Source organism: Bradyrhizobium sp. Leo114, from assembly GCF_055229415.2.
Genome location: NZ_JBUYEN020000004.1, coordinates 56,446 through 69,127, shown reverse-complemented (window position 1 = coordinate 69,127; position 12,682 = coordinate 56,446). Strand labels below are relative to the sequence as shown.

General features: G+C 62.5%; 12 protein-coding genes. 7 read left to right on the top strand and 5 right to left on the bottom strand.

Annotation, left to right across the window (positions count from 1 at the left end):
• The first annotated feature begins 526 nt into the window (after positions 1 to 526).
• Positions 527 to 1,147, top strand: a complete 621-nt coding sequence (locus ACZIRK_RS06320; protein ID WP_130229993.1) for a helix-turn-helix transcriptional regulator — start codon at positions 527 to 529, stop codon at positions 1,145 to 1,147.
• A gap of 361 nt (positions 1,148 to 1,508) precedes the next feature.
• Here the strand turns inward: ACZIRK_RS06320 and ACZIRK_RS06315 are convergent, their stop codons facing one another.
• From ACZIRK_RS06315 to ACZIRK_RS06305, 3 genes are all read right to left on the bottom strand, one after another.
• A complete protein-coding gene (locus tag ACZIRK_RS06315; RefSeq protein WP_130229991.1) occupies positions 1,509 to 1,757 on the bottom strand; it encodes a hypothetical protein in 249 nt (82 codons plus the stop codon).
• Between the two features lie 116 nt (positions 1,758 to 1,873).
• Positions 1,874 to 2,614 carry a Crp/Fnr family transcriptional regulator gene (locus ACZIRK_RS06310; RefSeq protein WP_463327076.1) on the bottom strand — a complete coding sequence of 247 codons (741 nt, stop codon included), beginning with the start codon at positions 2,612 to 2,614 and terminating at the stop codon, positions 1,874 to 1,876.
• A 268-nt stretch (positions 2,615 to 2,882) separates the two neighbouring features.
• Positions 2,883 to 3,590, bottom strand: coding sequence for a Crp/Fnr family transcriptional regulator (locus tag ACZIRK_RS06305; RefSeq protein ID WP_130228645.1), 708 nt, complete (start codon positions 3,588 to 3,590; stop codon positions 2,883 to 2,885).
• A 607-nt stretch (positions 3,591 to 4,197) separates the two neighbouring features.
• Here ACZIRK_RS06305 and ACZIRK_RS06300 point away from each other — a divergent pair.
• From ACZIRK_RS06300 to ACZIRK_RS06280, 5 genes are all read left to right on the top strand, one after another.
• Positions 4,198 to 5,778, top strand: a complete 1,581-nt coding sequence (locus ACZIRK_RS06300; protein ID WP_130228644.1) for a flagellin N-terminal helical domain-containing protein — start codon at positions 4,198 to 4,200, stop codon at positions 5,776 to 5,778.
• A 169-nt stretch (positions 5,779 to 5,947) separates the two neighbouring features.
• Positions 5,948 to 6,328 (top strand): flagellar biosynthesis repressor FlbT, encoded by a 381-nt coding sequence (flbT, locus tag ACZIRK_RS06295; protein WP_028162388.1) that lies wholly within the window; start codon positions 5,948 to 5,950, stop codon positions 6,326 to 6,328.
• Between the two features lie 244 nt (positions 6,329 to 6,572).
• Positions 6,573 to 6,956 carry a response regulator gene (locus ACZIRK_RS06290; RefSeq protein ID WP_130228646.1) on the top strand — a complete coding sequence of 128 codons (384 nt, stop codon included), beginning with the start codon at positions 6,573 to 6,575 and terminating at the stop codon, positions 6,954 to 6,956.
• 32 nt (positions 6,957 to 6,988) lie between these two features.
• The gene (locus ACZIRK_RS06285; RefSeq protein WP_130228643.1) at positions 6,989 to 7,864 is read left to right on the top strand and encodes a CheR family methyltransferase; all 876 of its coding nucleotides are present in this window, start codon (positions 6,989 to 6,991) and stop codon (positions 7,862 to 7,864) included.
• Between the two features lie 2 nt (positions 7,865 to 7,866).
• Positions 7,867 to 8,196, top strand: a complete 330-nt coding sequence (locus ACZIRK_RS06280; RefSeq protein ID WP_028162385.1) for a hypothetical protein — start codon at positions 7,867 to 7,869, stop codon at positions 8,194 to 8,196.
• Between the two features lie 98 nt (positions 8,197 to 8,294).
• Here the strand turns inward: ACZIRK_RS06280 and ACZIRK_RS06275 are convergent, their stop codons facing one another.
• Entirely contained in the window at positions 8,295 to 8,606 is a 312-nt protein-coding gene (locus ACZIRK_RS06275) for a hypothetical protein (protein ID WP_130228642.1), read from the bottom strand.
• Positions 8,607 to 8,756: 150 nt separating this feature from the next.
• On the opposite strand from ACZIRK_RS06275, the gene ACZIRK_RS06270 reads away from it, so the two are divergent.
• The gene (locus ACZIRK_RS06270; RefSeq protein WP_028162383.1) at positions 8,757 to 9,404 is read left to right on the top strand and encodes a response regulator transcription factor; all 648 of its coding nucleotides are present in this window, start codon (positions 8,757 to 8,759) and stop codon (positions 9,402 to 9,404) included.
• Between the two features lie 82 nt (positions 9,405 to 9,486).
• On the opposite strand, the gene ACZIRK_RS06265 is transcribed toward ACZIRK_RS06270, so the two are convergent.
• The gene (locus ACZIRK_RS06265) at positions 9,487 to 12,615 is read right to left on the bottom strand and encodes a PAS domain S-box protein (protein WP_130228641.1); all 3,129 of its coding nucleotides are present in this window, start codon (positions 12,613 to 12,615) and stop codon (positions 9,487 to 9,489) included.
• Between the last annotated feature and the right edge of the window lie 67 nt (positions 12,616 to 12,682).

The window sequence follows — 12,682 nt, the reverse complement described above, 5'->3', positions numbered from 1 at the left end:
ATCGTTGTGAAGATCGAGATCGCGATCATCGCGATGCCGGTGAAAGCTGTAAATCGCAAACCCCGGTGCGAGGCGCCGCGCATCGATCACAAATCATGCAGCAATGCACTGTAGCGGGTTGACTTCTCGCGCACGCATCGCGCGCCGACCTCATGTTCGTGTCATCTCAGTGCAAGCGCCGCGTGGTCGTCGACAGGCCCGCATAAGCGTCCTCTGGAAAGCTCTCGAACCAGCGCATCGATAGTACGCTGCCATTCGCGTCATCGGTGATTCGCTGCGCGTTCGGGACCCGCCACATGGAACTCACAAATATGCTCGTGAAACTACGCCATTCCGCCACAATTTCAGTATTTTCCCTATGAGTAGAAATACTGAGATTTGCCACATTCCTGCGAGAATTGTTGCAAACTCTAGGCGCGTCTGCCTCTATTTCCTTGTGAGCTGGCAACACATGGTCGCGTTCTCAGTATTCCTACTGAGTGCCGAGTTAACGCGGGAACAGCCTTAGGGTCGCTAGATCGGTCGCATGACACAGCACGAGCATCGAGCCGACGGGTCACATCTGTCGAAGTGGATGGAAGACCGCGCCCCATTCGAGAGCAATCGTGAGATTGTGGAACTCGCCGCACAGCGTGCGCGCGCTACGGAAGAGGCGGGCGCTGCGATCGCGCGCCAGTTCAACGGTCCGATGACGGCGCTCCTGCTCTACATGAACGAGATCAAGCAGCACAGTCATCAGTTCGCGCATTCGCCGGCAGCCCGAATCTACCTGCAGCAGGTGGTCGAGAACGCCCTGCAGCAGACCGAGCGCGTCTGCGCGATGCTGAAGCAGATTTCGGAGGTTCATCCGGGATCCGCTCCCGTTATCGATCAGAAGGCGGGATGGGACAGTCCGCCTGCGCGCATCAAGGACGAAAGCCCGCCGCCAAAGGTGACGGTTGTATCCAAGGCCGGCCAGAAGCCGCTGACGAGGCGCGAGCGCGAGGTGCTCCGTCTCATCAGCGAGGGCTATTCGAACAAGCAAGGCGCGCTACGCATGAAGATCAGCCCGCGGACATTCGAAAGCCATCGCGCCGAAGCGATGCGCAAGCTCGGCGCACGCAACACCGCCGATCTCGTCCGCAAGGCGCTGATGCAGTCGTCCTGAGCGCTGGAAGCGTTTTCAAGCGAAGCGGGCACAGGCCTGCGTCGCAATCAAGTTTAGGCAGATTGCGTAGACTTATCTGCGCAGAAACACGTCAAGACAGGAATCTACAGCTTCGGTTCTGATTCAATCAGAACCGAATTCGCGCTGGGCGCGCGACGGCCGCCGGGCACGGCCTATGCCTGCGGCAGGTCGAAGCAGTAGAGCGCAACAAAGCACGATGCGCTTGCGCCGAGCTTGCGCTTGAGCAAACAACGATTCGATTCAAATTGATAAGGAAGCGCCGGCGTAATCCGGGGCCGCTGGTCGACATCGGCACAGATCTCCTGGCTTACGCATTCGCGTCACCGGGCTACGAGGTGATTCAGATGTAATCTTCCGCGAAGGTGCGGATGCGCGGGGCTGGCCGCAGGTTTACCGCAGCAGGCTTCGGCGTTTCCGGGATGATCGTGATGGTCCAGGCCGCCGGAACGCGCGACTTGTTCTCCACGATGGATCGAACGTGGCCCGTAACCGTCGCGCCGGCCGAATGCGCGGTTGCGATCCTGCCGTTGAACTGTGCGATCCGAAAACGCCTGGCTTCCTTCTGGTCCGTCGTTTCGAACGTGAACATGTCAGCTCTCCCGTGTGCACTCCGATTATCGCCGGTTAAGCTTAGCCGTCCGTGAAAATTGAGAGCCGTAGAAGTACGGCCGGGTTTCCACGCGGGAAGCAAGCGCGCGGTCGCGCTTATGGCGTAACCGATTCGTACCCCTGAATCAGGCGGGTGTATTGGGCTTTCACCGTCGCGTAGCATTCGCAAGAGGTCTTCATCAGGCTGTCGAGATTGGTGATCTCTATATGGCCTCGGCTGTAGTGGATGAAATCCGCCTGCTGAAGCGTGTGCGCCACCAGCGAGACGCTGTTGCGGCGCGCGCCGATCATCTGCGCCATCGCTTCCTGCGTCAGCACGATCTTGTCGCTTCCGGACAGGTCGCGGGTGTGCAGGAGGCATCGTGCGAGCCGCGATTCCACGGTGTGCGAAGCGTTGCAGCCGGCGGTCTGCTGGACCTGCGCATCGACCGCAAGCCCGTGCCGCGCCAGCGCGTAGCGCAACGTCGCGCTGCGGTCGGCGGCGAGGCGAAGCTGCTCGAGCTCGATGGTCGAAGCGATGCCGGGCACCACCACCACCGCGCAGTTCAGCGCGGTCGCGTCCCCCAGCGCGGCGAACGCGCCGAAGATGCTGTCGCGCCCGACCAAGGCGATCTGCACGTGCTCGCCGCGCGCGAGCTTTACGACCAGGGAAATCGCACCCCTCTGCGGCAGGTAGGCTCGCTTGAGCACTTCATCGACCTCGACCAGGACCATGTCCTGGATGAGATCGACTGTGCGCAGATGCGGGCGGATCAGTTCGAAATCGGATGCCGACAGCGCGGACAAGAATCCGTTCGGCGAACGAGGAACCGAATCCAAAGCAGTCTCCTGCCTCATTGCTAGAGCGTATCTCGGCCTGGCAGCTGACACACGCTGACCGAGTTGCAAGATGGCCTTGCCACGCATCGCGGGCAAGGAAAACCTGTTCATTTGACTGATGTCGTTTGATACTCGTCGGCGACTGTGGCCTCAGCGACGCAGGTTCCGCTGCTCAGAGCGTTTTCGAGCGAAGCGGAGACCGGTTCGCGTGAAGAAAACGCGTCAGAACAAGAATCTGGAGCTTCGGTTCTGATTCCATCAGAACCGAAAGTGCTCCAGAGGCTTCTCATTCCGTGTTGAGCAGTCGACCGCATTGCGTCCTCACGACGGTGTAGCACTCACAGGCGGTTTTCTGCAGACCTTCGAGATCGATGATTTCGATATTCCCGCGGCTGTAGCGGATCAGCCCAGCTTCCTGGAATGCGTGTGCCACGATCGAAATGGCATTACGCCGGACGCCGAGCAACTGCGACAGACATTCCTGCGTCAACGGGAGTGGTTCTCCGCCGCACAACTCTCGCGCGTGCAGCAGCCAGCGTGACAGCCGGGATTCGACCGTGTGAGATGCATGACATGTCGCGGCTTGCTGGGCCTGCACGGACATCGCCTGCTGGTGCCTGACCAGAACTTGCCGCAGAGTGCTGCTCGTCTCCATCGCGGCGCGCAGGCGATCGGTTGCGAGAACCGAGGCGATGCCGGGTATGATGACGACGGCATCCGCCAGCGATGGTCCGTCATGGAGCACGGCAGTGCCGCCGACAATGCTGTCGCGTCCAATCTTGGCGACTTCGACGGTTTCACCTTCCGTGAAGCCGACGATCAGTGAAACCACACCGCTATGCGGCAGATAGACATCGCCGATCGGCGCACCGGCCTCGAACAGCACGGCGTCTTTCGTCAGCTCGACGATTGCGAGATGCGGCCGCAGCAACTCGATTTCCGCCGCCGGCAGAGTCTGCAACAGATGATTGGACGGACGCGATGATCCAGACATTCCTTCTCCTGCCGAAAGGCGGGAGCTCACCGTCTCGCGTCACCTACTCATGGCATGTCGGATAGCGCGAAGAATAGCTTTCCCTCACGATTGCACAAGAGCTACACGCGCGTGGCTATACACCTTACCGGGCAGATAGACGTTTTCGTTTGCGACCGAACCAAAAATCGCGCGCTGATTCGTGCGAGGTGGGACAAGCGATCAACGGCGAAACGGCTGTGCGAATGGCGGCGCTGTGTGTATGCGAAATACCACGCACGATCGAAAGGAACTTGTTCGCGCAACGTGGCTGTCTTCTCCGACGAGACGAGCACGAAACATTCCAAATCCATCACGCTCGCTTTGTCTGTCGACGACGAGAGTTGCTGCTGTGCGATCCGCGATCGCAATCCATCATGCGTGCTGCTGTTTCGATCTGCGCGTTCACACTTGCGATCATCTCAGTAGAACTACTGAGAAATGCGTCTGCGCGCGGAGTTTCTGGGTATTTGTACTGAGGAGCGATTTAACGAACGGGTAGCGCCGCCGGAACAGTGTGGCACGGTCGCCGGAGTGAAGTTTCCGGCGGCTGCGTCAATCGTGTGTTCATCCAGAAGGGTATCAAACTATGTCCGGCATTATTCTCTCGGCTTCGGTTCGCCAGAACCTGCTCTCGCTGCAGTCGACCGCTGATCTGCTCGCCACCACGCAGAGCCACCTTTCGACCGGCAAGAAGGTCAACTCGGCCCTCGACAATCCCACCAACTATTTCACCGCCGCCTCGCTCGACAACCGCGCAAGCGACATCAACAACCTGCTCGATGGCATCGGCAATGGCGTGCAGGTGCTGCAGGCAGCCAACACCGGCATCACCTCGTTGCAGAAGCTGGTCGACAGCGCCAAGTCGATCGCCAACCAGGCGCTGCAGGCGACCTCAGGCTATTCGTCCAAGTCGACCGCCACGTCGGCGGCCGTGACCGGCGCGACGGCCACGAACCTGCTCGGCAACGCCGATACGGCCGCGACCGTGTCGGGCACCGCGGTCACCAACCTGGCCGGCACCGAAACCACCACCGCGGCTGGCTTTGCCAATGGCGACTCGTTCACCGTCAACGGCAAGACGATCACGTTCGCGACCGGCGGCGCTGGTGCCACCGCGGCCTCGACCACGGACGCTGCGGGCAACGTCACGATCAACCTGACATACACTGCCGGTGCCACCGACTCGACCGTGGCGGATGTTCTTACCGCGATCAATGGCATCACCGGTGGCACGTCGTCGGTCAGCGCCGGCAACGTCCTGACCATCAGCAACGCCGCCGCCGACAAGACCAACAGCATCACTCTTGGTGGGTCCAGCACGGTCCTCGCCAAGCTGGGTCTTACGGCCGGTGAGACCAAGCCGACCAATACCAAGGATAACCAGGTCCTCAGCATCGCTGCGATCGGCACCAAAGCGGCTCAGAACATCACCATCGGAACCGGCGCCGGTGCGGTGAACACCCTGGACGACCTCAACAAGAAGCTCGCCGACAGCAACCTGACGGCTTCGATCTCCAGCGATGGCAAGCTGAGCATCACGACTGCGAACGACGATGCGTCGGTTGATCTGACCGGCAAGATCACCGGCAGCGCCACGGGTGCTGGCGGTCTGCTCGGGACTCTCACCACGACCGCGCCTGTCAAGGACATCAACGCGCAGAACACCCGCGCCGATCTGGTCCGCCAGTACAATACGGTGATCGACCAGATCAAGACGACGGCGCAGGATGCGTCCTTCAACGGCATCAACCTGCTGAACGGCGATCAGCTCAAGCTGGTGTTCAACGAAACCGGCAAGTCGACGCTGACGATCAACGGCGTGACCAACGATCCGGCCGGCCTCGGCCTGGCGTCGTTGACTGCCGGCACCGACTTCATCGACAACGACAGCACCCAGACGGTTCTCACTTCGCTGAACAACGCGTCGAGCACGCTGCGTTCGCAGGCGTCGGCCTTCGGTTCGAACCTGTCGATCGTGCAGATCCGTCAGGACTTCTCCAAGAACCTGATCAACGTGCTGCAGACCGGCTCGTCCAACCTGACGCTGGCCGACACCAACGAGGAAGCGGCCAACAGCCAGGCGCTGTCGACCCGCCAGTCGATCGCGGTGTCCGCGCTGGCGCTTGCCAACCAGAGCCAGCAGAGCGTGCTCCAGCTCCTCCGCTGAGCGCTGCGACGAAACCGAACACGGAAGCGGCGGAGGCAACTCCGCCGCTTTCGGACTGACGAATTGCGAGACCGGATGGCGTCGCACCTGCTGCCGGTTTGCGCGACGAAGATTTCGAAGATTGAGGGCGAGCATGCCCCCGCGCCGTTGCCTAGAAAAGGAGACGATCATGCCGTTACGCGTCGAGCTGAAGCCGTTTGAACGGATCGTCATCGGCGAGACCGTGCTGATCAATTCCGGCACCCGCACGTCCTTCCTGATCGACGGCGAAGCGCCGATCCTGCGCGAACGGGACACCGTGACCGCGGAGACCGCCAACACCCCGGCGAGGCGGCTCTATCACTGCGTCCAGACCATGTATCTGAAGAACGAGGTCCAGCGTTATCGGACCGCCTATCTCGGCTTCGTCAAGGAGCTGCGGGAGGCCGATGCCAGCACGCGCGAGGCGCTCGATCTGGTTAACCGTCATGTCGCGGATGGCGCGCTTTACAAGGCGCTCAAGGAAATCCGCAAGCTGATGCAGCGCGAGCAGCAGCGCGCCGCGGCCTGAGCCTGCCGGCTCCGCCTCACACGCGAAAACTCCAGCGAATTCATTGTCTTCGTGTCTGGGCGCGCGACGGCCGTCGATGACGCGCCTCGGCGGTTCCCTGCCGCACGGTATCAACATGCCATCCGTATTCGCACGGACGGTAAAATTAAGTGGTTGTGAGCCGCCAAGGCCTATCGATTGATCAGCATCTACAAGAACAATCGAGAGGCGAATTCAGATGGACGATCCTCGTGTCGGCGAGCAGGTGCGGACCTGCCTTGTCGTCGATGATTCCAGCGTGGTGCGGAAAATCGCGCGCCGCTTCCTGGAAGAACTCAATTTCCAGATCATCGAGGCCGAGAACGGTGAGCGGGCACTGGACGCCTGTCGTCGTGCCATGCCCGCAGCGGTGCTGCTCGACTGGAACATGCCGGTGATGGACGGCCATGAATTCCTGCTCCATCTGCGCCGGCTGCCTGGCGGCGACCTGCCCAAGGTCGTGTTCTGCACGACCGAGAACAACATGGATCACATCTCGCGCGCGCTTGAGGCGGGCGCCGACGAATACATCATGAAGCCGTTCGACAAGGACATCATCGCCGCCAAGTTCCACGAAGTCGGCCTGTGTGCGGCCTCGATGCCCGCCTGATCATTCGAAATCTTTTGCGCCAAGAGGCCATCGTGAACGCTTCCGACTACGAGTATCTGCGCAAATTGCTCAAGGACCATTCCGGTCTCGATCTGTCCGCGGACAAGCAATATCTGATCGAAAGCCGCCTGCTGCCGCTGTCGCGCAAATGCGGTCTCTCCGGCATCGACGATCTCGTGCAGAAGATGAAGGGCGGATCGGCTCGCCACATCGCGCAGGTGGTCGAGGCCATGACTACCAACGAGACCTTCTTCTTCCGCGACAAGGCGCCGTTCGATCATTTCCGCGATACGATCATCCCGGAGCTGTTGAAGGCGCGGGCGGGCCGCAGGACGATCCGGATCTGGTGCGCCGCCGGCTCGACCGGGCAGGAGCCCTATTCGCTGGCGATGTGCCTGAAGGAGATGAGCGCGCAGCTTGCGGGCTGGCGCACCGAGATCCTCGCAACCGATCTGTCGCAGGATGTGCTGGAGAAATCCAAGGCCGGAATCTACAGCCAGTTCGAGGTGCAGCGTGGCCTGCCGATCCAATTGCTGGTGAAGTATTTCAAGCAGAACGGCGAGCTCTGGCAGGTCAACGCCGACATCCGCGCGATGGTGCAGCACCGGCAGCTCAACCTGCTGCATGACTTCGCGCAGCTCGGCACTTTCGACGTCATCTTCTGCCGCAACGTCCTGATCTATTTCGACCAGGACACCAAGATCAATATTTTCAACCGCCTCACCAGGTCGCTCGAAGGAGATGGCTTCCTGGTGCTCGGCGCGGCCGAAACCGTCGTCGGTCTGACCGACGTCTTCAAACCCTGTCCTGAAAAGCGCGGCCTCTATCGGCCGACCGGCACCCGTCCCGCGGTCGCCCCGATGGCGGCTGCCGCAATGCCCAGGATGGCCGCGATCGGAGGACGCTGACGATGAAGGAGACCAGCAGGGCAGCGGAGCGAGTGACATTCAGTCGCGGCTATGAGGTATGCATCATGGCTATCGATGGAACCTGGCGGCGCAATTGCGTGCTCAACGCCATCTCCGAGAATGACGCGGCCCTGAACGTCGAAGGCTCCATCCAGGGCCTCAACCTTAAGGAATTCTTCCTGCTGCTGTCCTCGACCGGGCTTGCCTACCGCCGCTGCGAACTGGTCCGCGTCAACGGCACCGAGATCGACATCCAGTTCATCCGGGGCAAGCCTGTGAGAAAGCGCCTCGCCGCGGCGTCGGGAACTGAAAGCCCCAAGACGGCCGGCTAAAGCGCGATAACTTTTCCTCGAATCGTCATCCCGCTCTAGCTCTTTGTTTGAGCATGATCTTTTTCGGAAAACCGGTTTCCACTTTTCCGGATCATGCTCTAGTTTAGCTGGTGCTCCATTGCCTTCGCCTCGAGCAGGAACTCGAGGGCCGCGCCGAGGCCGGCGTCGCATGCCTTCAGCGCCGCTCCCGCTACGGCATAGCGGGGCGTGACGTCATCAAGCACGAAAATGTCGGCGTCGGCGGCTTCCATGGAAGCAAGCGAGGTCTCGCAGACGATTGCGTTCTCGATCCGCGACAGGCTCGCCTGCACCTGCCCGATCAGGCACATCAGGTCCGAGACGATCGATTCATAGGCGTCGTTTCCATCGACGGCCTCGGCGGCGATATTGTTTCCTGCAGCTTTCTGCATGCGCATTCTCCACGGGAGCCTATCTTTAGGGACCGCGGTGCTACTTGTGCGTTAAGCCGTCGTCCCGTACAAATACGGGCCAATGCGATGCGATGTCGGTCGGAGCCATTGTTTCGGTTGCAGGTTTCACCAGTAGGGACGGAATGACCTATGGCTGAGAGTGCCCCCTCCCGCGGGGAGATTTTCGTAGTCGATGACGATCCCGCCGTCCGCGACACGCTTTCGATGGTGCTGTCCGCAGCCGGCTATCAGGTGATCTGTTTCGCCGACGGCGCCGCGCTGCTGTCGGTGGCGCGAACCAGGACGCCGGCCTGCATCCTGCTCGACGTCCACATCCCCGGCAAATCCGGCCTCGACATTCTCAAGGAACTGCACGGCGAGGAGTATCCGGCGCCGATCTTCATGATCTCGGGACAGGGCGACATCGCGATGGCCGTCAGCGCCATCAAGAACGGCGCGCTCGACTTCATCGAGAAGCCGTTCCGTGGCAGCGAGATCGTCGCTCGCCTCGACGAGGCGATCGGCGCCTATACGCGGCGCCAGGCCGACAGTTCCGCATCGCAGATAGCGACGCTGCATTTCCCGGGACGCGAGCCATTGACGCGGCGTGAGCGCGAGGTGCTGGAACAATTCACGGCGGGCGCTTCCAACAAGGAAGCGGGACGTCACCTCGGCATCAGCCCGCGCACGATCGAGGATCACCGCGCCAACATCATGAAGAAGCTCGGCGCCAGGAACGCCGCCGACCTCGTGCGCATCGTCATGACCGCGCAGCAGCAACAGCAGCGCTCGGCCTAGCCGTCGTCCCGGCTCAAGGCCCGGACGACATCGTCTTTTTTGCGCGGGCTAATTGCGACGTCTGATGCGATCGATTGCGTCGCTATCCAGCCAGCGCCTTGCGGATCATGATGGCCATGTCCGACTTGCGATAGGGCTTCGCCAGCAACAGCACGCCTTCGTCGAGCCGGCCGTGATGGATGATGGCATTCTCGGTGTAGCCCGAGGTGAACAGCACCTTCACGTCGGGCTTCAGCTTGTGGATCTCTTCCGCTAGCTGGCGGCCGTTCATGCCGGGCATGATCACGTCGGTGAACAAGAGGTCGAACGGTTTGCCGGCGCGGGTGATGGCGAGCGCGTCGGCAGCGTTTGCGGCATCCAGCGTGACATAGCCGAGCGAGTGCAATTGCGTCAGCACATAATCGCGCACCAGCTTGTCGTCCTCGACGACGAGGATGGTTTCGTTGCCGCCCTGCAGTTTCGCCGTGAGCGTCGGCTCGATCGTGGCCGTGGCGCTGGTCGCAGGCGGCAAGTACATCTTGACCGTGGTGCCGTGGCCTTCCTCGCTGTAGATCTTGATGTGCCCCGCCGACTGCTTGATGAAGCCATAGACCATGCTGAGGCCGAGCCCGGTGCCCTTGCCGGGCCCCTTCGAGGTGAAGAACGGATTGAACACCTTGTCGATGATGTCGGAGGGAATTCCGGTGCCGGTGTCGCTCACCGCGATCATCGCATAGCGCCCCGGCCGCACGTCGCCCTGCAGTCTTGCGTAGGTTTCGTCGAGGAACACGGTTCCCGTCTCGAGCACGAGCTTGCCGCCATCAGGCATCGCATCGCGGGCGTTGAGCGCGAGGTTGAGGATCGCGGTAACGAGCTGGTTGGGATCGACGATGGCAAGGCAGGTCTCGTCCTCGAAGATCGATTCGATTTCGACATGCTCGCCGAGCGTTCGCTGCAATAGCTTGGTGGTCTCGACGATCAGGAGATTGACGTCGATCTCGCGCGGGTCGAGCGGCTGCTTGCGGGCGAATGCAAGGAGATGCTGCGTGAGTTCGGCGCCGCGCGCGGCCGCCTCGTCGATCATCTTGGTGATCGCGGCAAGCTGCGGCTCGGTCTTCACCGCGTCGGCCAGGATCTCGATCGTGCCGGTGATGACGGTCAGGATGTTGTTGAAGTCATGCGCGATGCCGCCGGTGAGCTGGCCGACGGCCTCCATCTTCTCGGCCTGCCTCATGCGCTCTTCGGCGGCGATCTTATCAGTGAGATCGCGGACGAAGCCGTTGAACACGAAGCCGTCGCGGGTCTTCAGCGCGGCGATGCTCAGTTCCGCGGTGAACTCGGTGCCGTCGCGCCGCCGTGCCTGCACCTCGCGGCGCGGTTGTTGCAACTGTACGCCGCCTGAGTGCAGGAAGGCCCCCAGCGCCGCCTTGAGCGGGCCGTCCGGCCGCCCGAGCAGCTCGAACACGTTCTTGCCAAGCGCCTCGTCGCGGGGCCATCCGAACAGGCTCTCGGCTTGCGGATTCCAGTAGCGAATGATGCCCTTCTGATCGATCTGCACGAAGGCATCGAGCGCGCTGTTGATGATGCCGCGCGCCAGTTGCTCGCTCTCGAGCAAATTTTCCTGCGCCTTGCGGCTTTCGGTCATGTCGCGCGCGGTCTTGCAGATGCCGATGATGGCGCCGGATGCCGACTTGATCGGCGAGATCGAGAGCGAGACCTCGACCGGCTTGCCGTCCTTGCGCAGGCGCACGGTCTCGTTGTTCGCGATCGCCTCGCCACAGCCGATCCGGCGCAGCACGTCGTCGGTCTCCGCGGCGCGGTCGGGCGGCACGATCAGCGAGATGTGCCGGCCCACCGCCTCAGTCGCGGTGTAGCCGAACAGGCGCTCCGCGGCCGGATTCCAGCCGGTGACGATGCCGTCCAGCGACTCCGTGATGACGGCGTCGTTGGCGGATTCGACCGCGGCGCTGAACAGGCGCTCGCGCCCGGCGAGGCGGTCGCGCGCGGCTTCGGTCCGCAGATGTTCGACCACCTCACGCTCGAGCGCAACCGTCTTGGCATTCACCTCACTGATCACGCGCACGAAGGCGCGCGCCAGCACGCCGGTCTCGCCCGGCGCGTCGACCGGAATGGCGTCGGTGCCCTTCTGTGCGACGCTCTCGACCGCCGCCGTCAATTGCCGGATCGGCCGCATCAGCGATCTCGCGATCAGGATCGCCAGTCCCGCCGCGGCCAGCACGGCGAGCAGGCCGACCACGATCGAGCTGTTGCGGATCGTCGCCGCCGGCGCCATGAACACCGCGTTCGGAACCGTCTCGATCACCGCGATCCATTGATTGTCGACCAGCAGCGCGGGCGCCAGCGCGACGCCGTTCGGCCGTCCGCCCGCGCCTTCGACCATGCGCGAGAAGCCCTGCGTGGTCCCCTGCGCCGACGCCAGATAGGGGAAGTCGCGCCGCCAGTCGGCTCCCGATCCTGTCTGCCCGCCGAATTCGCGCGTGCGGTCGGGATGGACGAGGTAGTTGCCTCTGCCGTCGACCACATAGGCCGTTTCGCCCTGCCGTACCGAGTTTCGCGCGCGGTCCAACTCGCTGCGCATGTCGATCTCGATCAGGATGATCCCGAACGGCTTGCCGTCGGTCGCCGGCACCGGCGTCGCCACCCGCAGGATCGGCGCCGGCTGCGCCGCGCCGGCGTCCTTGTCCAGTTCGACCGGCGAGACATAGATTCCGCCGACGCCAAGCGCGAGCGTGTCGCGGACATAGGGCGCGTCGCCGGCGCGCGGCAGCTCTGCTTCGGGCACGGCGCGAACGGCGCCATGCGGCCCCGAACGGTCGACGCGGACGATCTCGTGCCCGCCATCGGCAACGCCGATATAGCGCAGCTGCGCGTAAGCCGGCTTGATCGCAAGCTGCGCGGCGAGGCGGCCTTCCAGCCGCTCGCGCCACACTGCCTCGCCGACATGATCGACCGGATCCGTTCCATCATTGAGACGGGCCCGCATCATTCCGATCACCGCGGCAAAATCGCGAAAGATCACGATGTCGGCGCGCGCGCTGTCGGTATAGGTGGCGAGGTCGCCCGCGACGAAGCGCGAATGCGCCTCGATCCGGTCGAGCACGCGCGGCACGATCTCCTGTTCCAGGCTGCGATGGCTCAGCCACGCGACCGCGCCCACTGTGATCGCAACCAGCGCAATCATGGCGATGGCGAGTCTGGTTGTGAGCGTCATCTGTGCGGTCGCGGCCTTCCTCTGTCCGGACCAGGCGACGGGGTGTCGCCATGGCCCGGGCGACCGA

Bases quoted from the DNA above. Each gene is read 5' to 3' on its own strand.
- ACZIRK_RS06320 (WP_130229993.1), top strand. From the start codon at position 527: ATGACACAGCACGAGCATCGAGCCGACGGGTCACATCTGTCGAAGTGG.
- ACZIRK_RS06315 (WP_130229991.1), bottom strand. From the start codon at position 1,757: ATGTTCACGTTCGAAACGACGGACCAGAAGGAAGCCAGGCGTTTTCGG.
- ACZIRK_RS06310 (WP_463327076.1), bottom strand. From the start codon at position 2,614: ATGAGGCAGGAGACTGCTTTGGATTCGGTTCCTCGTTCGCCGAACGGA.
- ACZIRK_RS06305 (WP_130228645.1), bottom strand. From the start codon at position 3,590: ATGTCTGGATCATCGCGTCCGTCCAATCATCTGTTGCAGACTCTGCCG.
- ACZIRK_RS06300 (WP_130228644.1), top strand. From the start codon at position 4,198: ATGTCCGGCATTATTCTCTCGGCTTCGGTTCGCCAGAACCTGCTCTCG.
- flbT (WP_028162388.1), top strand. From the start codon at position 5,948: ATGCCGTTACGCGTCGAGCTGAAGCCGTTTGAACGGATCGTCATCGGC.
- ACZIRK_RS06280 (WP_028162385.1), top strand. From the start codon at position 7,867: ATGAAGGAGACCAGCAGGGCAGCGGAGCGAGTGACATTCAGTCGCGGC.
- ACZIRK_RS06275 (WP_130228642.1), bottom strand. From the start codon at position 8,606: ATGCAGAAAGCTGCAGGAAACAATATCGCCGCCGAGGCCGTCGATGGA.
- ACZIRK_RS06270 (WP_028162383.1), top strand. From the start codon at position 8,757: ATGGCTGAGAGTGCCCCCTCCCGCGGGGAGATTTTCGTAGTCGATGAC.
- ACZIRK_RS06265 (WP_130228641.1), bottom strand. From the start codon at position 12,615: ATGACGCTCACAACCAGACTCGCCATCGCCATGATTGCGCTGGTTGCG.